Below are 22,521 nucleotides of genomic sequence, written 5' to 3' on the forward strand. Positions count from 1 at the left end.
AAAGTTTTGTTACAAACTTCGTCCAAATCTTAAGACAAACCGTTATAATGAAGCACTTTATCGAAGAAGAATAATATTTTTATGAGCCAGTTTCACCGACTAGTATTACTCGTTTCGCTGTTCTCACCTATCGTGGCGTTTGCTGAGGACGACGTAGGGGCGGAAGTAGCTCAAACATCGGAAATCAATATTCCCAAAACAGACCAAGCGATTAAGGTTGACGGTAAGCTTGATGAAGCTTTTTGGCAAGATGCTACCGCGGTCGATTTTCGTTACGAAACTCAGCCTGGGCAGAACATTAAGCCAGGAGTTAGGACCACCGCGTACGTCATCGAAAATGGTGAGTCTTTGTATGTTGCGATAAAAGCATACGACCCAAACCCTGAAAAAATCCAAGCATCCTATAAAAAGCGTGATGAAATCTATGGCGAGGATATTGTGGGCTTTAAAGTAGATACTTTTAATGACGAACGTAAGGCCTATAATTTCTTTGTGAGCCCGCTCGGGATTCAAAGTGATAGTATCGAGGATGATGTTTTAAAACGTGAAGATAGCTCTTGGGATGGCATCTGGAGTAGTGCTGGGCAAATCACTGATTTTGGCTATGTGGTTGAAATTGAGGTTCCTTTTAAGGTGTTGCGTTTCCCGAATTCCAAAGGCGCCAAAACTTGGGGAATCGACTTTGTTAGGTTTTACCCTAGAGATGTTAACCATCGTTTTGCCTATTCACCAAACGATCGCGACTTAAGTTGTACTTTATGCCAAATCGGCAAAGCTAAGGGGCTAAACGATATTGTCAGTGGTAACAATATCGAATTAACGCCATATGTCGCGGCCAACAAATCTGAGTTTAGGGCGCCACCTGCACAAACTGACTGGCAGGGTGACGGTGTGGATTACGATACTGGAATGGATTTCCGCTGGGGTGTGACGGATAACTCTGTATTGAACGCCACTGTTAACCCAGACTTTTCACAGGTCGAAACAGATGAAGTGCAGCTTGATGTTAATAATCGTTTTTCACTATTTTACTCAGAGAAACGTCCTTTCTTCTTAGATGGTGCTGAGTACTTTAGTACACGCTATAACTTGCTCCACACCAGAAATATTGCAGATCCTGACTACGGTGTTAAATATACCGGTAAAAATGATGCGCATTCGTACGGGGTGTTAGTCGCCAGCGACAGAACTACAAGTTTCATTATCCCTGGGGCACAAAGCTCGAGTTTGTACACTTTGCAAGACGACAATATGCAGGATGTTGAAAGTGATGTTGCTGTTGCTCGTTATTCGTTAGATGTCGGTGATAACTCACAGCTGGGCTTTTTGGCTACGAATCGCTCAGCGGGTGACTATGAAAACACGGTCTTATCCATCGATGGAAGCCAAAAGCTTTATGACGCAGGAACATTGCGTTATCAGATCATGCACTCAGATTCGAAGAATACTGAGGATATGCAGCAGCGGTTTGGCTTAGCTCCAAAAACGACAGGACGGGGCTTCGAGTTGAACTATAGCCATCGTGATAAACACTGGAATTGGTATCTGACACATGCGGATTTCGATGATGACTTTAGAACTGATTTAGGCTTTCTTGCCATCGTCGGTAACACCAAGGATGTCGGTGGTGTAGGTTATCGTTGGTATGGCGACGAGGGTGACTTTTTCTATGAATATAAAGTGGGTGGTGAATATAAAGAGCGCCATCTAACCTCTGGTCAAAAATATGAAGAGCAAAAAGAAGTTCATTTTACAGTTGATGGGCGATTGCGGTCTTATTTTATGGTTGGCGCGGGAACGAGTGATGAGTATTTTGCAGACCAATGGTTTTATAGAGATTATCAGTGGTTTGAGGGTAGTTTAAGACCGGTAGGACAGTTAAGTGTCGGGTTTAATGTTCTTTCTGAGGATGCGATCGACTTTCGTCATGCTCGCCTGGGTAAGGCGCTAAGATATGGCGTATATTCGAATTGGCAGTTTAACAAGCACTGGTATATAGGCGCTGATATCAATAAAACTGATTTTGATATAGGTAGCGAGGCGCTATTTGATGCGACGATTTTTAATCTAGAAACCAACTACCATTTTGATGACAAGAGTTACTTACGTCTGATCGTTCGCTATAAAGATGTTGAATATAACACAGAGTTATATTCGAATCCTGAGCAAGTAAGTGAAGATACAAGAGTAAGTCGTCAACTGCTCTATACCTATAAATGGAATCCGCGAACAGCCTTTTACTTCGGCGTTTCTGATAATGGTTTTGAAAATGATACGGTTAACGAGTTTGAGAGAACGGGCAAATCAATATTTACCAAGTTCAGTTATGCTTTTCAGCTGTAATCATAAAAAACGCGCCTTGAGCGCGTTTTTTTATTGTCGGTAATCTAGTCAATAAGACTTTAATCAAAGAATCGTTTCTGCGCTTCCTGTGGAATATCCAAGCCTGTAACTTGTGCTCTTTGAAGTAATTGCCAGTAATAACGATAAGTCGCTCTATCGTGCAGTTCCCCATCGTATTGGATAGGTCCCCAGTGATTGTCTTGAGCAGCTATCAGTATATTGCAGGCATCGTTCACCTCAGAATAGTCGGGCTTCATGGCATCTACGATGGACTTAATTTGTGTCGGATAAATACTCCACATACGTAAAAAGCCAAAGTCATTACGAGCTCGTTCAGCATCTTTATAGGTTTGGTAGGGATTCTTTAAGTCTAATGTAACATTATGCGATGGCACCACGTTATTAGCTAAAGCTGCTGTCACCATATCGACTTTGGCTCGCGCAAGAAGAGGGTGTTCAAACTGACCGGGACTGCGCATACAAGAAGCTGGAATGGCGCCTTGATGATCACTAACGAAGTCCATCATGCCAAAATCCAATACCTGGACCCATTCAATCGCGGCTATTTCCCAAGCTTCTTTTAAGGCGCCATGTGTTTCGATTAAGACGTGAATAGGAATTTCGCGTTCGATGCCATGCTCTTTGGCTTTAGCTTTAATATAATCCACCATTTCTTGGATATTGACGGCATTATTGGTTTTAGGGAGGGTAAAGTAGGCCACTCGATCACCAATTGCAGGCATAAGAATATCGATGTCCGCGCGCCAATGATCATGACTGTAATCATGAATTCTAACGCCTGCCATATTGTGTTTATTGAGATCACTGGATAAGACTCTAGCGATCATTTCAGCGTGCTCTTTTTCTTTACCGGCTTGGGCGCCGTCTTCACAGTCGCACGTAATATCAAAAATAGGGCCAAACTTATCTTGAAGCTCTAGCGCTTTAGTGATGAGTTTTTCGTTACCTGCGAAATGTTCGCAACTAGGAATAACCGGCAGTTGCTTTTCAGCATTGAACAGGGCGGTATTAGGATGAACCATTGAGCTCACTATTTTCTCCTTATAAATCAAGTGTATAGCAAAAACGAAGTAAAACCTTCATTAGCTATCTTTTGCCTTATACTAACTACTGATTAGAAAAATTCAAACAATAATTTGAAATAAGCGTTTGAATGTGGTTTATTTATCAACACAACTGGTCGGATTAGATGAAGTGATGCAGGAACATTCTTTTTTAGAAAATGTCGATGAGCAAATGGTATTAGGGGGATATTGGCCAGGAATTCAGCTGTATTATCCGCCAGTTAAGTATTCTCCAGCCGATGGAGTTTATGAAACCATGGAGCAAGCTTCGAACCGTATGCGAAAGCATGCTCATAACACTAAGGCTCATACCTTATTATTTGATTTAGAGGATGGCTGTCGGCAAAAGGAAATGAGCCGAGAATTATTAAGGAAAGAACTCCCGCTCTTCGAAGAACGACAGTTTCAAATAGCCCTACGTATCAACCCCTTCCGTACAGACGAGTACGACAAAGATTTATCCCTCATAAAAGAATGTGCCGAATTTATTGATGTTATCGTGCTTGCCAAAGCTGGCGAAGTGTATGGCGCTGCTGAGATTCGTGATTTATCGGCTTGGCTCGTTGGTGTTAATCCTAAGATTGAAATTCAACCCATTATCGAACACCCGCGCTCCTTAAAAATTTCGCCGGATCTGATGCAGTACTCAACGGTTCGCCATGTGGTTTTTGGAATTCATGACTTCTCAAAAGCTATGGCGATTCATTTAACGCCCGAAGGCTGGATTGATGAACTGAAAACTTACTTGCGTATGTTGCTGTTTGAAGCGCGTATTGCCGGAAAAGGGGTGATCGGTGGTGTTGAAGTCTTAATTAACAAAACACCGATGCCTGAGTCATACATCGAGCCTAATGAAGTTCGTCGCTGGCTGGATTTACATGGGGAGCATGAGTCGCACGTGGTCCATCAGCACGCACTTGTCGAAGCGCAGATGGGCTTAACTGGTAAACAAGTCATTCATCCTTACCATATTCACTTGTGTAAAACCGCGTTCACGCCATCGCCACTGCAAATTCAACGAAATGTTCAAATATTAGAGGCTGCCATAGCAGCTGATGCGTTACTCGGTGGCGCAATTAAGTTTGAAGGTGAAATGCTTGATCCCCCGATGTTTGGTAAAGCCTTACAAAGTTTATTGCGTGCTTATGCACTGTGTTCGTTGGAAGAAAAGGATAAAGCATTTGCTTTAGAAGTGATTAAGCGACTGCCGGTTCACGTTATACGCGAAAACTGGCCATACGGAATGATTTAATGATGAAGTACTCGTTTGATTCTATTTTAAGCCAAGGCAAAGAGGGCGACTGGCGCTGGAACTTGCCTGAGTATTTTAATATTTGCGAAGCTTGTGTTGATCAGCACTCTGGTACAGAAAAAGGTGAGCAGGATGCTTTAATAATTGAAGATCAAGTTAATGGCACAGCTAATAGCGTTTCCTATAATGCTTTAACAAAGCTGACCTCGCAGTTTGCCAATCTGCTCGAGCATTATGGAATTTCACTTCAAGATCGAGTGCTTATTCGTCTGCCAAACTCAATCGATTATCCTGTGGCTTTTTTTGGCTGCATCAAATACGGCGCTATTGCAGTTCCAACCTCGACGCTACTCGCTGCTAGTGAAGTAGCTTATTTAGCAAAAGATTCCACCGCTAAGGTGCTAGTAACAGATAGCGCCATGTGGCGCGAACTTGAGCCAGAGCTTGCAGATACTCATATTGAGCTGGTGTTACTTTGTGGTGAGGACGATAGCAGTCAGAAGGATAGTGGCAGCCCTTCAATATCAACCGATAACAAGGTTACAGTGGTTGATTTAACTAGTGACTTAGATCGCTTTAGCGATGATTTCGAGTGTCACAAAACAAGTGTTAACGATCCTGCTTATCTTGTCTATACATCTGGTACCACTGGCTTTCCCAAAGGTGTGTTGCACGCACAAAGAGCTTTGCTTGGAAGATTACCTGCGAGTCGTTATTGGTTTGATTTAGACGATAAGCAGACAGAGCGAATTATGCATTCAGGTAAGTTTAACTGGACCTATGTACTCGGCTCTGCATTGATGGACCCCCTTTTTCATGGCCACACGGTTATAGCTTATGAAGGGCAGAATGATGCCACCACTTGGCCTGAGTTGATTAAAAAGCATCAGTGCACCATCTTTATTGGCGTGCCGACTATTTACCGCCAGATTGCACAAAAAACGAATTATACCGGTGACGATTTACCATCCTTAAAACACTGCATGAGCGCCGGCGAGCATCTTTCTGACGAAATGCAGTCGCTTTGGGAGCAACGATTTGGTCGGCCGATTTATGAAGCTATCGGTATGTCGGAAGTGTCTTATTACATTTCGCAGAACAAAGACGCCAAAGTGGTTCCTGGGGCAGCAGGTTTTGTCCAGCCAGGACATCTTGTGCAACTTCTCGATGCCGAATCGAAGCCTGTAGAAACAGGCAAAGAGGGCATGATTTGTATTCACGAGGATGATCCAGGGTTGTTTTTAGAATACTGGAACCTGCCTGAAGAAACCGTAAAAGCTCGACACGATGGCTGGTTTTATACTGGCGACTATGCGCGTCAAGATAACAATGGTTATATATGGTTTCTGGGGCGTAAAGATGACATTATCAATACCTTTGGCTTTCGTGTGTCGCCCCATGAAGTGGAGCGAGTGTTTAAGTCTCATCCAGAGATAGCTGATTGTGTTGCTATTGGCGAAGAAGTGGGGCCAGATAAAACCTTAGTCTCTATTTGTGTTATTCCAGAAGCACAAGCGGAGCTTGCTGAGCAACAGCTTATCGATTTTGGTTTACAGCATTTAGCGAAATACAAAGCCCCTAAGAAAGTCCACTTTATGCAAGAGTACCCTAGAACCAAGAACGGAAAAGTTCTACGCAAACAATTGATTCAAGAAATTAAAAGCAAAGGTTTAAGCTAATGGAAACGATGAACAAATTTCGCCCACGTCGAACAATGCTTTATGTCCCAACTCATGTAGAGCGGTATATGGAGAAAGCGCGAACACTTGATGCTGATAGTATAATTTTTGATTTTCAAGAGTCAGTGCCACCTGAGCACAAAGAAACTGGTCGTCAACTTTTGCGACAGGAACTACTGAAGTCTACGGATTATCAGCACTCAGAGTTAGTAGTCCGGATTAATCCACTGGACAGTGAGTGGGCTGATGATGACTTAAAAGTCATCGCAGACTTAGATATTGACGCTGTTTTATTGCCTCACATTGAGTCGAAGCAAGAGTTGCTTAACGCGATAGAAACTATTGATAAAAGCCTTCACAAGAAAGTCGATATTATGGTTAACATTGCCAGTCCCCTTGGTGTTTTACATGCAGAAGAGATTTGTGGCGCAAGTGAGCGTTTAGTAGCAGTGATTATGGGCACGACGAATCTCGCTAATGGCTTGAAAATCAATCAAACGCCAGACAGAATCGGGCTCTTGACCAGCTTGTCGATCGTGATCTTAGCTGCTAGGGCTTTTAAAAAATGTATTATCGATGGCCCTCATTTTGATCTCAAAAGCGTTGAAGCTTGTGAGTTTTCCTGTCGTCAGGCACGAGATCTGGGATACGACGGTAAAGCTGTAGTGCACCCGATACAGTTGGACTATACCAACGATGCCTTCACTCCTAAACAAGCCGATATCGCTAAAGCACGGGCGATTATTGACGCTATAGAAAAAGCCAATCAAGAAGGGCGTAGTGTTGCCGTTATTGATGATAGACTGATTGAGCCATCGTTGCGTGAGTGGGCCGAAAGAGTGATATGCTTATATAACAGGGTGACCGAACTTGGGCAAGGCGAGCTGTTAGGCGCTGTGCGCTAGGATAAGTCACAGAGCCGAGTTATAGGATTAAGTAGGGATTAGGGTATTTATGAATAAAGCTTCCACTGGTTTTTATTTTGAAGACTTTGCTTTAGGGCAGGTGCTAGAGCATGCGATACCGAGGACCATTACTGAGGCTGATACCAGTCTATATTTAGCGCTTACTGGTAGCCGTTTTAGTTTGTATTGCAACCAAGACTTTGCTCAACAACTGGGTTATTCTAAGCAGCCGGTCGATAACTTCCTACTGTTTCAAATTGCATTTGGCAAAACCGTCAACGACATATCTCTTAATGCCGTAGCAAACCTAGGCTATGCTGAGGTTGAGTTTATTGAGCCATTTTTCGTGGGCGATACGATTAGTGTGGTGTCTGAAGTTATTGGCCTGAAAGAAAACTCAAACGGCAAAACAGGGATTGTTTATGTTCATTCTAAAGCGGTAAACCAAGAGGGCTATCAGGTCTTGAGCTGGAAGCGTTGGGTCATGGTCAATAAACGCCAAGAGGGCATGCACAATACTTTTGCTGTGGAGCCTCAACTTAATTCTATGGTGCCGCTAGGCAGTGTTTCCATACCTCAGCAGTTATCTATCACTTCCTACGATACTCGCCTAAGCGGTGAAAACTATCGCCTTAATGATTATAAAGTTGGCGAGTGGATAGATCATATTGATGGCTTAACCATTGACCATGCTGAACATACGATAGCGACTAAGTTGTATCAAAATAATGCCAAAGTGCACTTTAATCAGCATCAAATGGCTTCGGGGAAGCATCAGCAACGTTTAGTCTATGGCGGACATATCATCTCCTTGTGTCGAACTATTTCACATAATGGCCTTGCTAATGCCCAGTGGCTTGCGGCGATTAATGGCGGTTCTCACTTAAACCCAAGTTTCGCCGGCGATACGATATATGCGGCAACTCAAGTGCTGCAATGCCAAGAGTTAGGAGCCGGAGTGGGGGCTTTGCGCTTGCGTACTTTAGGCTATAAAAATAGCTCGTGGAACGAATTAAAACCGCAGTACGATAAAGCGCTAGCAGAAAAAAGCCGATTGCCATCGAATTTTGTTTTAGATCTGGATTACACCGTACTCATTCCCGTATAGGCAGTTCTTGAAACCGTTCTTGAAACCGTTCCTTCTGAGCCATAAGTCTGGATTAAGAACTATCCAGACTTGAAGCTTTGTGGTAGTTTTTCTTTTCTTTAATAGCGAATACCTAGAGGTTGCAGTGCCCTTAGCGATAATTGGTGGAGTTGATGTTGGCATAGGCGAGTTCTTTGCTCTAGCGAGTGCTTTAACATGGGCAACCGCAGTCGTATTGTTTAAGTTTGCAGGTGAATCGCTTAGCGCAACCTCTTTAAACTTATTTAAAAACTTACTTGGCGCTTCTTTGCTAATCCCTACGTCGATGCTAGCGGAAGGACTGACGCTACCCGATTTGTCAGCTTGGGAGTGGACCATAGTTTTAACCAGCGGATTTATCGGCATAGCCGTTGCCGACACTTGGTATTTTCTAGCCTTGAAAATTGTAGGAGCAGGCAATACCGCCATAGTTGCGAGTCTTTATAGTCCTTTCGTTGTTATTTTATCGGTGGTTTTCCTCGGTGAGTCGTTAAACTTTGTACAGATTTGTGCTTTCTTGTTGGTGCTGCTCGGAATTTTCATGGTGACTTACCAAAAGAACCGCAAGCAGGTTGATGCCAAGACCTTTGCTCAAGGTTTATTCTTTGCCGTTGGGGCAGTGCTACTAAACGCTATAGGTATTGTAATGGTGAAGCGAATAATTGAGGGCGATGGCTTCTTTTGGCTGATTACATTACGGTTGATAGGCGGTATTGTTGGAACACTTCTGGTGTTGGCGCTAAGCCAAAAACTGATAAAGGTATATTCTGAAATCAAACAACCTAGAAGATGGAAGCTAATTTTCACAGCGAGCGTGCTTGCCACTTATATTTCGATGATGTTCTGGTTAGCAGGCTACAAGTACACGGACGCAAGCACAGCCTCGGTTCTTAATGAAACTGCTAATGTCTTTATCGTGATATTTGCTTGGCTCTTCTTAAAAGAAGAATTGCCTAGGAGAAAGCTCCTAGGCATTGCACTGGCGTTTGTGGGCGTGGTGCTTTTTATTAGTTACTGACAACTAATAATTGCTGGCTAAAGAACTTCACCAACACGCACAATTTTCATGGCATTAGTTCCACCAAGCGCACCCATCGAGTTACCTTTAGTGATAATAACTAAATCGCCGTCTTTTACATGTCCATAGTGCACTAACTCTTCAATCGCCAAGCGATTAACGTCGTGACGGGCCAGCACCGTTGGATCGAAATTAACCGCTTCGACACCACGGTATAGGGACACTCTGCGTAGAGTTTTAATGTTACGGCTTAGTGCGAAAATTGGAATTCCTGAGCGGATACGCGACAACCAAAGGGCTGTTGAGCCAGACTCAGTTAGTGCAATAATCGCTTTCACACCTTCTAGGTGGTTGGCGCTGTACATAGTAGCCATCGCGATAGTTTCATCTATGCGCTTAAACTGCGTATCGATGCGGTGATTTGATATTTGCGCCAGCGACTGGTTTTCAGCACCTTGACACACGTTAGCCATAGCATCGACCGTACGCTCAGGGTTATCACCAGTTGCGGTTTCGGCGCTCAACATAACGGCATCAGTGCCATCAAGAATAGCGTTGGCGACGTCAAACACCTCCGCGCGAGTAGGGATTGGGTTATGAATCATGCTTTCCATCATCTGGGTTGCAGTTATCACAACTCTATTTAGTGCTCGTGAACGTTCGATAATCCGTTTTTGAACGCCAATTAATTGCGCATCACCAATTTCAACACCTAGATCGCCACGCGCAACCATCACTGCATCAGACGCCAAGATGATTTCATCCAGAATTTGAGGGTCATTAACTGTTTCTGCGCGCTCAATCTTAGCCACTAAGTCACAGTTACCACCGGCTTCTTTTAGCAACTCTCTCGCATACTCCATATCACTGGCGCTACGCGGGAAAGACACTGCGAGGTAGTCAACATTCATGCTAACTGCCGTTTTGATGTCTCTTTTGTCTTTCTCAGTTAACGCTGGCGCAGAAAGGCCGCCACCTAGCAGGTTGATACCTTTGTTATTGCTTAACACGCCGCCTACAACCACTTTACAGATAATTTTCGAAAGGGTAGTTTTAGTGACTTCTAATTGAATTCGACCATCATCGAGCATCAGGTGATTACCCGCTCTGACGTCTTGTGGTAAAGCTTTGTAGTCAATTCCAACAGCTTCTTCTGTACCAGCATTAACATCGAGCTCTGCGTCGAGCACAAACTCTTGGCCTGCAGTAATGGTTACTTTGTCGTTTTTGAACTTGGAAATACGGATTTTGGGGCCTTGAAGGTCGCCTAAAATGCCGATATAGCGATCCATGTCCTTGGCGATTTTTAAGATCTTTTCGGCTCTTCGGATATGGTCTTGCTCTTCACCGTGTGAAAAGTTTAAACGGAAGACATTCGCCCCAGCTTCGATAAGCGAACGAATGGCTTCTTCTGTGTCTGTTGCTGGACCGAGAGTCGCAACAATTTTGGTTCTTTTTAACATATTTACTTCTTTTTTAGGGCTTACAAATAGTTTAATCCTATCCTAATTTAATACAACTAGAATTCAATGAAACTCTTATGAAAACCTTTCTTTCAGCCACAAAAAAGGGGCCGAAGCCCCTTATTGTTCAATCATTGACACATTAGTTATTTTCGTAGGCTTGCTGAGTCAAACTTTTGCTATCACGGTTTAAGAACCAGTCTTTAATTGAGCCCATCAGAACGTATAAACACGGGACCCAAATTAGGGTAATGACTGTCGCAAAAACGATACCAAAGGCTAGCGATACTGCCATCGGGATAACTAATTGTGCTTGAAGGCTTGTTTCCATGGTGATCGGTAATAAGCCGAAGAAGGTCGTTAATGAGGTTAATACGATTGCACGGAAACGTTGTGTGCCAGCTTTGATCGCAGCTTCTATGCGACTCATGCCTTGCTCACGCGCACGACCAATGAAGTCGACCATTAGCAAGCTGTCATTCACCACAACCCCTGAGAGGGCAATGATGCCGAAGAAGGAGAACATGCTGAGGCTAATGCCCATTAGAAGGTGACCTACCATGGCGCCAATAATGCCGAAAGGAATGGCTGACATAACCACAACAGGTTTAATGTATGATTTTAGTGGAATCGCCATCAAGCCGAAAATCATTAGTAGTGCGATAGCTCCACCTAGCATTAATTCATCTGTAAGAACTTTTTGGTCTTCGCTTGGACCGCCTGGAACAAACTTAACGCTTGGGTGCTCCTGTAAAATATCAGGAATCACATTCATCATCATGTCGGCATTAATTTCACCAGGAGAAGTGCTTGATTCCTGACTGACATCCGCGCTAATACTGTTTGCCCTAACGCCATCGACACGAGAAATACGGGAGTAACCCTCTTGTAGCTTATAAGTCGCCACATCCGAGAAAGTCACATATTGACCATCAGGTGTTCTAATTGGCATCTGCTCTAAGTTGCCAATAGAGCGGCGGTCTTCAAGCGGGTAGCGCACAAAGACTTTGACTTCTTCTGTATTACGCAGGAAGCGCTGAGCCTCTGAGCCATAGAAAGCATTACGCACCTGAGTAGAAAGTCCTTGTGTGGTTAAGCCTAAGTTACGACCGTGAGGCTTTAGTTCAACCACAATCTCTTCTTTACCACCCGACAAGCCGTCGCTAATGTCATAGACACCATCATATTGGGCTAGCGCGTTTTTGATTTTTTCAGAAACAACTTGTAATTCGTCGATATCGCTACCGATTAGACGGAAACCAACACCGCCGCCGCCAGGGCCACCGCCACCCGCGCCGAAGCTAACTTCTTGAACAGAAGGTAGCAGACCAACGCGATCACGCCACATATCAATAAACTTAAACTGATTGATCGGTATTCTTTCGCTTGGCACTAATTCAGTCCACATATAGGCGCCTGTGTTGTTGTTTGACCAAGTCACAGAATGCTGTTTAACACCGATGCCATATTCAGCTTTAATTTCTTCATGGATTTCATTCAGCTTCTGCTCAACGATGGTGATACTCTTAATGGTTTGCTCAGCTGTAGAGCCCTCAGCCATTTTAACTTCCACAAAAACACCATCGCCTGGAGTATTGGGGAATAGTGAGGTTTTAACCCAGCCACCGCCGACAAAACCGATTGTCGTAATAAAAAGTAAGCAGATGAAGCTCAATACGGTTAAACCACGGTAGCGTAATAGAGTTTCAAGCCCTGGCTGGTACTTGTTTTGAATAAAGCTTTTTAGGATGCTGCTGACTTTTAAGCGAATTCCACGAAAGAACATTTTTACTTTGCGTAGCGCAGGGTTCTTGGTGTCCTCAACTTTACGCAGTTTCATGTGCGCTAAGTGTGCTGGCAAAATCAGCTTTGACTCTACTAATGAGAACAATAAGCAGAAAATAACGACCAAGCCAATCGAGGCCATGGCGTTCGACCAAGGGCCACTAATGGCTAACGTTGGGTAAAATGCAGCAATCGTTGTCAGTACACCAAAGGTCGCTGGCAAGGCTACCTTCTTGGCACCTTCAACAACACTATTAATGCTGTGCCCCTTTTCCTCAATCGATGACCAGGCACTCTCAGCGATAATAATTGCATCATCGACCACAATCCCGAGCACCAGAATAAAGCCAAAGAGGGTGATCATATTAATCGTCATGGAGAAGGCGGGGTACATATACATCAAAGCAAAGGCGCCGAGGAAACACAGCGGAATACCGATCATGACCCAGAAAGCCAGTTTGAATCGCAAGAATAGTGCTAGAATGATGAATACTAATATGACACCCGCGATCATGTTCTTCTGCATCATTTCTAAACGACCTTTGAGGTAATAAGTGCCATCACCCCAAGCATCAATAGAAATTCCCGCAGGTAAACTGTTCACCTTGGTGTCAAGATATTCGTAAACTTCGTTTGCAATAAGTAAATCATCGGATTCAAGCGATGAGCGAATTCGCATGTTGACCGAATCTTTACCATCAAAGCGAGAAATAAACTCATACTCCGCAAAACCGTCGTCAATAGCTGCGATATCGCCGAGTAATAAAGTCGTACCGTCAGGGCGTGTCAGCAATGGTATCTGTGCAAAGTCTAAGCCAGTGTAGGCTTGGTTTTTGGTTCTCACCAAAATATCGCCGCCAAGGGTTTTAATAGTACCGCTCGGTAAATCTAACGAATGGTTACGAACTGCCTGAGAAACTTGCTGTAGTGTTAGGCCATATTTGCGAAGTTGATAATCGCTAACCATAATGCCGACTTCATAAGGGCGAGTACCGTTAACCTGAACTGCTGAAATATGTGGACGAGCTAACAACTCTGTTTTGATTTCATTAGCATAATCTTTAAGAGTGCGCTCATTAGCGTCGCCAAACACACTGATCCACATGACCTGTCTTTGCTGACGGTTTTCATAAATAACAGGGCGTTCCGCTAAATCTGGTAAGTTAGGGATAGCGTCAATTCGAATTTTAAGTTCATCCAAAAGCGCCGCTACATCGTAGTTTTGTTCAACCTCGACGGTGATTCGAGCGTTACCTTCGGAGGCGCTGGAAGTGATTTTCTTGATTCCCTCGACTTCTTTAATATTCTCTTCAATAAGAATAATAATCCCTTCTTCGACTTCCTGCGGCGCCGCGCCAGGGTAGGGTACTTGAATGCTAATCGAGTTGACGACGATATCAGGGAATACCTGCTGTCGTAGTTGTGATATGCCGATGACTCCAGCGACAAAGATCGCGATCATCAAGAGGTTAGCCGCAACAGAGTTGCGTGCGAACCAGGAAATGATACCTGTTTGAGAATTTTCTGAACTTGGCATCATAGTCTCCTTATTGGCTTACAGTCGCTGAGTCGACTTGTTTACTGCTTGACTCGCTGCTTTCTGACTTATTTTTTTCAGCTAGCTCTTGAGCCTTTTTTTCAGCAGCTTTTTGCCTTTCTGCTTGCAGGGTCGCAAACTTTTTAACTTTCATGCCATTCACAGGGTTTTGCACAGGAGTGATAATGATTTCTTGGCCATTCTCTAAGCCTTCGCTGACGTATATGGTGTTGCTTTCTGTACGCGCTAGTTTTACGTCAACTAGTTGGATCTTATTCTCATCGACTAGCGAGAGCACTTGTTTGTTGTAGTAAAGCGCTTGGCGAGGGAGCTTGATAAGGTTCTCACGTTCTTGACCAGCGATTTCGGCTTTAACGAAAGTACCAAAACGCAAAGCCGTTTCGTGGTTAGCACCATCTTTTAAGCCGTAAGGATCACTAACTTGCGCAACTAAATAAGTCAATCGGTTAGATTCCTCAACCACGCCCTCGGTGCGAACGAGTTTACCGAACCATTCCTTTTCTTCGCCAGCGAAAATACCACTTAAGCGAACATCAGGGTAAGTGTTCGGTTGATTTTGAACAGGCAGATTTAGATAGGCCAGCTGTTGATCTGGAATTGGAAGTCGAACTTCCGCAGTATCAGTGCCATAAAGGGTAGCCACTTGACTGCCGACATTCACATATTGACCCAAGCCAACATTTTTTGTCTTAATCAATGCGTCGAAATTTGCTTTGACTTTTGTACGCTCTAAATCTTGCTGTGCACGATATAAAGCGGCCTCAGCAGATTGCACGCCAGCTTTGGCTTGGTTTAATTGCGGGATTTTTAACACTAAATCAGTTGGCTCGCCACGACCAATTTTCTTCCAGTCTTTGCGAGCTTGGTCCGTGCGTGCTTTTGCGTCTTGGTAAGCCGCTTTGGCCTGGGCTAGGCTTGCTTCTGCGCTTCGAACATTGGCTATATAGTTTGCGGAATCTATCTCAAAAAGCACGTCGCCTTTTTTGACAAAAGAACCTACACGGAATTTATCAGAAATTTTAGTAATCCTGCCGCTGACTTCAGCTACAAGAGTGGTGTCAATTACTGGCTTAACAGGCCCTTGGCTATCGACAATAAATTGTATCGGCTCTTTGTTAACCACCTGAGTTTCTACAACCGTAGCCTGAACCACAGGCTTTTTCTTAGGCGGCTCTGGTTTTAAAGAGACCATCGCACCAATCAACACAACTGTACCCAATAAAATGGATGTTCCAATTATAATTCGTTTTGTCATAAAGCCCCGCAAGTATTTCTAATACTAGATAATTCCAATTTTTTCATTATACGGAGTGCTAAGCGTCATAACTAATGTTTTGTGGTGACAAAAAGTTAAGAAATGTTTCAGGTGACACACAATCGAATCTTTTGCGTGTATTAAAAAAGGCGCTAAAAAGCGCCTTTAATTCAATGAGTTAGTTAGAGCAGGTTAAATTCTTATTGCTCAGTTAACCATTGATGAAGCCAGTTATTTACAACATTGTGCCATTGAATACTGTTGTTAGGCTTTAATACCCAGTGATTCTCGTCTTCGAAAACAAGCAATTGGCTAGGAATCCCTTGACGCTGTAGCGCTGTAAAAGTTCCGAGCGACTGTGTTTCAGGAACACGGAAATCTTTAGTGCCCTGAACAACTAGCATCGGCGTTTTCCAGTTCTTCACATGGTGTACAGGGTTAAACTTCTCAAAGTTTTCAGGAACATCGTAATAAGTGCCGCCATTTTCCCACTCAACAAACCACAGCTCTTCAGTGGCGTAATACATCATGCGATTATCGAACACGCCATCATGGTTAACCAAACACTTAAATTGATCTGGCCATTGACCAGCAATCCAGTTAATCATGTAGCCGCCATAAGAAGCGCCTAGCGCACAGCTATTATCAGTATCGATGTATTCGTAAGTCTCTTCGATGTAAGCCATGCCTTTTTGTAAGTCTTCTAAAGGCTTGCCGCCCCAGTCACCGCTGATCGAGTCGGTAAATTCTTGCCCATAGCCAGTCGAACCATGGAAATCGATCATGACAGCGACAAAACCCTGAGCGGTATAAGTCTGTGGGTTCCAGCGATAGTGGAAGTGATCGCCAAAGCTACCCTGTGGGCCGCCATGAATTAAGAATGCTAGCGGGTACTTTTTCTTAGGATCGAAATCTGCAGGCTTGACCACATAGCCGTAAACCGTTTCATCGTTCCAGCCGTCGAATTTAAACTGCTCATATTCGCCAAGCTTAAAGTTTTTTGTGTGCTCTTTATTGACTTGAGTAATTTGCTGAGACTGTTTAGAGTCTAAATCTAAACGATATAAATCAGCTGGGTTCTGTAAATCATCGTACTGATAAATAAGCTGATCTTGCCCAACACTAACGCCACCAACGTAACCTTTGTCGGTTAGTAGGGTAGGTGTTTTAGAGTCGATATCAAACGCCCATAAAGATTTCTTACCAAGATTATTGCCCGTAACATAAATCGTTTTACCATCATGGCCAAAGTGATAAGAAGACACTGAGCGATCCCAGTCTTTGGTCAAGTTAGTTACTTTGCCGGACTCTAGGTCTTTAAGATGAATCTGTAAGCGGTCGGCTTCGAACCCAGGGCGATCCATAGCGAGCCAAGCGAGCTTAGTGCCATCAGGACTAAACACTGGCTGCGTGTCCCAAGCAGGGTTATCCGCTGTGATATTGACCGCTTCGCCACCTTTAATCGACACTTGGTATAAATCGAAGTTGGTCGAGCGAGACTCTTTCTCATCAGAGATACGTAATGTAAAGACAACATTTTCACCATCAGGGCTAATGGTATATTCCTCAGCACCACCAAAAGGGCGAGAAGGGACGTTACCATTCAAGCTGTGCGATACAGGGCGAACGTTTTCTGCGCCTGTTTTAGATAGTTCAGCACTAAATAACTGACTCTGAGTACCGTCTAACCATGTATCCCAGTGACGCGCGAAAGTTTTATGGTAAAGCTTTCCCGTGGCTTTAGAGTTTTTCTGCTTTTCAAAATTTTCCTTACTGCATTCAAAGCTATCGCACTCAGGGAAAACCGTCGCGCTAAACACTAAATGCTCGCCATCATTAGAAATCTTATAAGTATCAACGCTAACAGGGAAATCTGTTATTTGTGATAATTTCTTACTCTTTATATTGTAGTTATAAAGCTGGTTTGATCCGTTACGGCTAGAAAGAAAATAGATTGAATTACCATCTTTAGACCAAGTCGGCGAGGTATCAGCAGCTTTGTGTGTAGTAATCTGAGTGGTGGTTTTACCGTCGCTCGAAACTGTATAAATATCATAAAGACCTTTATCAGCCTCTAAGTCCGTGCTTCGCAGGTGATAAGCCACCATCGAGCCGTCTGGCGACAAAGTTGCGCCACTAACACGCTTTAAAGTGACCAAGTCTTCAGCAGTAAAGGTTTGGTTATCTGTTGCTATAGCTTGGGTGGAAGCGGCAACACCCAAAAGGAAGGCCAAGTATTTCATATAAAATAAAACCCCATTTGTTCAGATTAAGTGCCAGCACTATACAAAGCTTTCAGAAACAAGTCGATAAAATCTCTTAAAATGCAGTTGACAGGATCGACCTCCGTGCTAAAATGCGCGCCAGTTTGGGGCTATAGCTCAGCTGGGAGAGCGCTACACTGGCAGTGTAGAGGTCAGCGGTTCGATCCCGCTTAGCTCCACCACTTTTCGTTACTGCATTGTTGGATACTCAGTCGTTTATTAGAATAAACTTCCGTCGTATCCGCCGCGCATTAACAAAAAGAACATTGATTTAAAAGTTTTGTGTCCCGTTCGTCTAGAGGCCTAGGACACCGCCCTTTCACGGCGGTAACAGGGGTTCGACTCCCCTACGGGATACCACATAAATAAAGCTCGACCATTTGGTCGGGCTTTTTTATTTCTGTATATTTTGTATGGGGATGGAGAAGCCCTGTAAGGGTTCGAAAAATTTGTCGGGAACAAATTTAAACAGCGGAGCAGGGCGACGCTGGCCCGAAGCGCGGAGTACTCCCCTACGGCAGTTTTCGGCCTCCCCGAAGGAGCAAAACTCTGCGCCCCGAAGTAGCTATTTTCGTAGATTTCTAAGGGATTGCTCGTCTATGCTTTCATTTTGAAGATTTTGATATAATTTTTTTAATGTTCATTTCCCCTGAAGGGACTTCCTTTGGTCGTTTATATGAGCAAAAAAACGAACCAAAAAACTCACCCCGAAAAGTTAGACGCTAAAGCGTTTCCCTCATAACCCAAAATTACTGATCGTGCCGCACCACGGGCATTCCTTATAGTCACCACGAAACCTCCTTGTTTCGTTTTTGCTAAATTGGACTTTCTCCCGCAAGGGGATTCCTTATAGTCACTTACCAATTTGCACGGTAATTTTGCATCATGAGGCTAACTTTTAAAGGGGGCTTGGGTGTTGTTTGTTAGTAAGCGTAGCCTTGAAAGAGCATCAGCGCTTTCGGGGGGAAAGCTTATTACTTCCTTCGATTTAAACAAAATAGTATGTACCATTAGTACGTTACCCCAATCTAGGCTACGTTACCCACAAGCTTTTGACTCATCTCTAAGCTTCGAGTAATCTCTAAGCATTCTAAATAAAACAAATAAGAATACTGGGATAGGGCTGTAGGAAATTCGCCATTTATTACATGTTTTATTGCGATTCGGAGCGATGCTGCACACCAAGACCGCCTTTACTATGGTATTAGCCACTTTTCACGATCATGAAAAATGTTCTTATAAATCAGAAGCTTATAGTCTAGCCTTGGTGTTATTCAGTTAGATCTTAGGGAGGATTCAAACATTGCGAATCACTTTTTTACTTACTTTAGTATTTTTATCCGCTTGCACAACCAGAGGAAAGCTCGATTACATTACAAAGGAAGGTAAGCTAAAAACAGCGTGTCAAACAGAGTATAGTGGTGCTCCAGCGGTAGATAAATATGCCGTTGAATATGTTCTTAGCTACTGTGCAAGAAAGGCTGTAGACAAAGGCTATGATGTAGTCGATAAAAGTTTATTAAGTGTAGACCTGTCTATTCCTTTACCACCTAATGGTAACGCTTGGACATTTGAATATGCTACTGAACAGTACAGTTCTGGTAAGCTAACAGATAAAGAATATGGTTACATAATTGCCTACATTGATCTGGGCATTGAAACACCAACTAAAAACACGACCTCGACAGGAAGAGCTGAAGAGCGCCTTTACTAGCAGGGTTATACTAACACAGAGAAAATTTGCCATGGAAGAAATATCAGTCATAAACCAGATAGTTGTTCCTCAGGGAATCGAAGAGATAACAGCTAGCGTAGGGTGTGTTACAACGCACCGCTTTCTGGTTGGTTGAATATTTGGTGCGTCACGACGCACCCTACGTTTACTAAATGCCAAACCTTTACTCTTCCTAACTCCCCACCGGCAACTCAATCATGACCTTTAGACCTTTCGGTTGTACGTTTTCTGCATGAATAGTGCCGCCGTGTCGATAAATAGCTTTGCTGGCGATGGCGAGGCCAAGTCCTGCGCCGTTGGATTCTTTCATGGCTTGTTTGCCGCGGAAGAAGGGCACGAACAACTGTTCTAGCTCGCTATCATCAACGCCTGGGCCTTGATCTTGAACGACGATTTCGATGGAGCCTGTTTGCTCAGAAGCGTTTACGGTAATTAACCCATCGTTGGGACTGTATTTAATGGCGTTGCGTAAAACGTTATCGAAAGCGAAGCTGAGCAAAATTTCATCACCAATGATATTTAGTCCATCGTCAATATCGCACTCAATGCTGATGTTTTTCTCGCTGGCTTCTAGCTGACCGGAGCGAAGCGTTTGATCCAGCAAGGTGGTTAGGTCAACATCTTCTTGCTCAATCGAAACTTCGTGATTTTCTAGCTTGGCTAAGCGCAAAACGTTGCCAATAATATCGTCCAGCTTATGAAGCTCACGCTCGGCACGCGCCAGTTGACGGTGGTTATTCTCAGGCTCTTTTAGCGCCATGGCTAACGATAATTCTAAACGGGTCAGGGGAGTGCGCAATTCATGCGACACATCGGCAAGCAGACGTTTATACAAGCTGATAAGCGCAGAAAGCTTATCTGCCATGTGGTTAAAGTCGCTAGCTAGGTAGCCAATTTCATCTTGTCGGTTTTCGAAACCAGATACACGATGTTGTAGGTTTCCACCAGCAAGCGTTTGGCTGCTGTGTCTTAGTTTTGTTACGGGCTTACTAATGTTACGTGCAATAAGCCAACAGGGCACAAGGGTGATTAAGGCCATAAGTATGAGCTTTAACCAAATCGGCATCTTCCACAGCTGTAGCCAGAAGTGCTCTGAGTGACGGTTTTTTGTCATTAAAATCAGCTGATAGGTTTTATCGCCACGACTAAAGAGTTCCGGCCCAGTCAACGTAATATGTTCGTTTCTAACTTGCAGTGGCTTTGACTTTAAGGCTAAGTTAGAAATAATCCCTTTGTTTATTTTAGGGTGGACTCTTGGAGGATAAACCATCTTCCCAGTGTCAGCATCTTTAAGAATAATCTGTGTGTGTTTAAACTTGCGCTCAAGCTTACGCGCCATGACCTTAATGTTATAACGAGGCGACTCGCTAAGCATTGATGACACTTTATACAAAGACTTTTGTTGGTACTTATCGACAGGGCGAACCTTATCCCAGTTTGCGAGCTGCTGATTAATTAGAAGCACCACGCCAGTAATTAATACAACGGTTCCCCAGAAGCCTAAAAAGATTCTGCCAAACAAAGAGTTAAAAGGGTTTATTGATTTTAGAATTTTCAATGTATTAGGTTTCCGATGATTCTTTTGTCACGAGTCGATATCCAGAACCGCGAATGGTTTTAATCTCTAAATTCGACTCTGGCTTTAATTTTTTTCTAAGATTACTGATATGAACGTCGATACTGCGGTCGTACTGAACAATCCGGCGACCGAGGATTTCTTTGCTTAATTCGTCTTTAGTCACGAGATTACCAAAACTTTCCAATAAAAAGCTTAAGAATTGGTATTCAGTACCCGTCAGCTCCACGCTTTCGCCGCTGATGTGAACGGCATGGGTATTATGGTTCATCACTAAGTTGCCAGCTTTTTGGATATTACTTTTCTTTTCTTCTTGCGCATATTCGAAGCGACGAAGTATCGCCTTTACTCGCGCTAACAATTCGCGGTGATTAAAAGGCTTGGGCAGGTAATCATCAGCGCCCAGCTCCAACCCTAAAATTTTATCGTAGTCCTCGCCCCGAGCGGTTAACATCAAAACCGGCACTTTGCTAAATCGACGTAACTGCTTCAAAGTCTCCAAACCATCAATTCCTGGCATCATAATATCCAGTAGAATCAAGTCATAAGGCTTTTGTTTACAATAGCTTAGGCCAGTTTCACCGTCGAACGCCTGCTCGCAGTGAATCTGTTCACTGGTCAAATATTCCAGCAAAAGGCCGGACAGCTCTTTATCATCGTCGATTATTAGGACTTGTTTGCTCATAGGAGTTGAATAAGGTTGCTCTATAAAATACTCAAAATTGCGGTTTTTCAGCTATATTGCTAGCTATTAATGTAGGGATGACCCTTCGAATAGTTAAGTTATAGCCTCGTTAACGCTTTGAATAAACTACTTTTACCTAAACTTTACACTGGCTTAGCGTTACTTAGCAAAGCTCAGTCTAGACTGTTTACTGTTCAAATCAAAACAAACCGACTGAGAGGAAATACTATGAACCGTTTAAAAACACCTTTAATGTATTTATCAATTGTAGCTCTATTTGCAGGCGCTTTCGCCATGGCGCCAGCAGAAGCAGGCCCAAACCATAAGCATCATAAAGCTCATGCTAAAAAGCACCATGCCCACGGTGAAATGCACATCCTTAAAAAGCTAGACCTAAGCGACGAACAAAAAGCTGAAGTTAAAGCTATTATGAAAAATGCCAAAGAGCAAAAAGCAGCTTTAAGAGAACCATTAAAAGCTTATAAACAGGCACTTCGAGATCTGGTCAACAGCCCAGACTACAGTGAACAAGCCGTTCGCAGCTTACACGCACAGTACCAGAATGTCTTCGCCGACAAAGTGGTGATCAAAGCAAACGCAGCTAACCAAGTGAACGCCGTACTAACCCCAGAGCAACAAGCAAAAAAAGCCGAAATCAAAGAAAAGATGAAGCAGCGTTGGGCGGAAAAGAAAAAACGCATCGCTGAGCGTAAATCAGAAGGCAAATAATCTCAATATAAGAGACAAGCTAGAGAAAAGTTGGAAAAGTAGGGTGGTGAGAACCCTAACAAC

15 protein-coding genes and 2 tRNA genes are annotated in these 22,521 nt (G+C 43.6%); 10 read left to right on the forward strand and 7 right to left on the reverse strand.

Translation table 11 applies throughout. The features are described 5' to 3' along the window. Positions 1-81: 81 nt before the first annotated feature. On the forward strand, positions 82-2,343 hold the full coding sequence (locus DL796_RS09500) for a carbohydrate binding family 9 domain-containing protein (protein ID WP_110201482.1): 2,262 nt from the start codon (positions 82-84) through the stop codon (positions 2,341-2,343). 59 nt (positions 2,344-2,402) lie between these two features. Here DL796_RS09500 and DL796_RS09505 read toward each other — a convergent pair whose 3' ends face one another. Beyond that, positions 2,403-3,395 carry an HpcH/HpaI aldolase/citrate lyase family protein gene (locus tag DL796_RS09505; protein ID WP_170114246.1) on the reverse strand — a complete coding sequence of 331 codons (993 nt, stop codon included), beginning with the start codon at positions 3,393-3,395 and terminating at the stop codon, positions 2,403-2,405. Positions 3,396-3,561: 166 nt separating this feature from the next. On the opposite strand from DL796_RS09505, the gene DL796_RS09510 reads away from it, so the two are divergent. The 5 genes from DL796_RS09510 (at position 3,562) to DL796_RS09530 (ending at position 9,408) form a co-directional block, all read left to right on the forward strand. Next, complete coding sequence (locus DL796_RS09510) at positions 3,562-4,680, forward strand: HpcH/HpaI aldolase/citrate lyase family protein (protein ID WP_170114262.1); 1,119 nt, start codon at positions 3,562-3,564, stop codon at positions 4,678-4,680. Then, on the forward strand, positions 4,680-6,359 hold the full coding sequence (locus tag DL796_RS09515) for an acyl-CoA synthetase (protein ID WP_265090371.1): 1,680 nt from the start codon (positions 4,680-4,682) through the stop codon (positions 6,357-6,359). The genes DL796_RS09510 and DL796_RS09515 overlap by 1 nt, the downstream gene beginning before the upstream one ends. Next, on the forward strand, positions 6,359-7,264 hold the full coding sequence (locus tag DL796_RS09520; protein ID WP_110201484.1) for an HpcH/HpaI aldolase/citrate lyase family protein: 906 nt from the start codon (positions 6,359-6,361) through the stop codon (positions 7,262-7,264). Before DL796_RS09515 ends, DL796_RS09520 begins: the two co-directional genes overlap by 1 nt. Before the next feature lie 49 nt (positions 7,265-7,313). After that, positions 7,314-8,372, forward strand: coding sequence for a MaoC family dehydratase (locus DL796_RS09525; protein WP_110201485.1), 1,059 nt, complete (start codon positions 7,314-7,316; stop codon positions 8,370-8,372). A gap of 79 nt (positions 8,373-8,451) precedes the next feature. Beyond that, on the forward strand, positions 8,452-9,408 hold the full coding sequence (locus DL796_RS09530; protein ID WP_227593050.1) for a DMT family transporter: 957 nt from the start codon (positions 8,452-8,454) through the stop codon (positions 9,406-9,408). A 17-nt stretch (positions 9,409-9,425) separates the two neighbouring features. Here DL796_RS09530 and pyk read toward each other — a convergent pair whose 3' ends face one another. From pyk to DL796_RS09550, 4 genes are all read right to left on the reverse strand, one after another. Further along, entirely contained in the window at positions 9,426-10,871 is a 1,446-nt protein-coding gene (gene pyk, locus DL796_RS09535; protein WP_110201486.1) for a pyruvate kinase, read from the reverse strand. Positions 10,872-11,013: 142 nt separating this feature from the next. Then, positions 11,014-14,196, reverse strand: a complete 3,183-nt coding sequence (locus DL796_RS09540) for an efflux RND transporter permease subunit (RefSeq protein WP_227593051.1) — start codon at positions 14,194-14,196, stop codon at positions 11,014-11,016. Positions 14,197-14,203: 7 nt separating this feature from the next. Beyond that, the gene (locus DL796_RS09545; RefSeq protein WP_110201488.1) at positions 14,204-15,469 is read right to left on the reverse strand and encodes an efflux RND transporter periplasmic adaptor subunit; all 1,266 of its coding nucleotides are present in this window, start codon (positions 15,467-15,469) and stop codon (positions 14,204-14,206) included. Positions 15,470-15,669: 200 nt separating this feature from the next. Beyond that, entirely contained in the window at positions 15,670-17,712 is a 2,043-nt protein-coding gene (locus tag DL796_RS09550) for a S9 family peptidase (RefSeq protein WP_110201489.1), read from the reverse strand. A 127-nt stretch (positions 17,713-17,839) separates the two neighbouring features. Here DL796_RS09550 and DL796_RS09555 point away from each other — a divergent pair. From DL796_RS09555 to DL796_RS09565, 3 genes are all read left to right on the forward strand, one after another. Next, positions 17,840-17,915: transfer RNA gene (locus tag DL796_RS09555), tRNA-Ala, on the forward strand. 102 nt (positions 17,916-18,017) lie between these two features. Then, a tRNA-Glu gene (locus tag DL796_RS09560) sits at positions 18,018-18,093 on the forward strand. A 943-nt stretch (positions 18,094-19,036) separates the two neighbouring features. Further along, entirely contained in the window at positions 19,037-19,447 is a 411-nt protein-coding gene (locus tag DL796_RS09565; protein WP_110201490.1) for a hypothetical protein, read from the forward strand. Between the two features lie 193 nt (positions 19,448-19,640). Here DL796_RS09565 and DL796_RS09570 read toward each other — a convergent pair whose 3' ends face one another. Both DL796_RS09570 and DL796_RS09575 read right to left on the reverse strand, forming a co-directional pair. Then, complete coding sequence (locus DL796_RS09570) at positions 19,641-21,026, reverse strand: ATP-binding protein (protein WP_110201491.1); 1,386 nt, start codon at positions 21,024-21,026, stop codon at positions 19,641-19,643. A gap of 4 nt (positions 21,027-21,030) precedes the next feature. Further along, on the reverse strand, positions 21,031-21,729 hold the full coding sequence (locus DL796_RS09575; RefSeq protein WP_110201492.1) for a response regulator transcription factor: 699 nt from the start codon (positions 21,727-21,729) through the stop codon (positions 21,031-21,033). A 228-nt stretch (positions 21,730-21,957) separates the two neighbouring features. Between DL796_RS09575 and DL796_RS09580 the strand changes: the two genes are divergently transcribed. After that, the gene (locus tag DL796_RS09580; protein ID WP_110201493.1) at positions 21,958-22,458 is read left to right on the forward strand and encodes a Spy/CpxP family protein refolding chaperone; all 501 of its coding nucleotides are present in this window, start codon (positions 21,958-21,960) and stop codon (positions 22,456-22,458) included. The last annotated feature ends 63 nt before the right edge of the window (positions 22,459-22,521 follow it).

Origin of the sequence: Kangiella spongicola, assembly GCF_003194565.2 — a bacterium.
GTDB classification, from domain to species: domain Bacteria; phylum Pseudomonadota; class Gammaproteobacteria; order Enterobacterales; family Kangiellaceae; genus Kangiella; species Kangiella spongicola.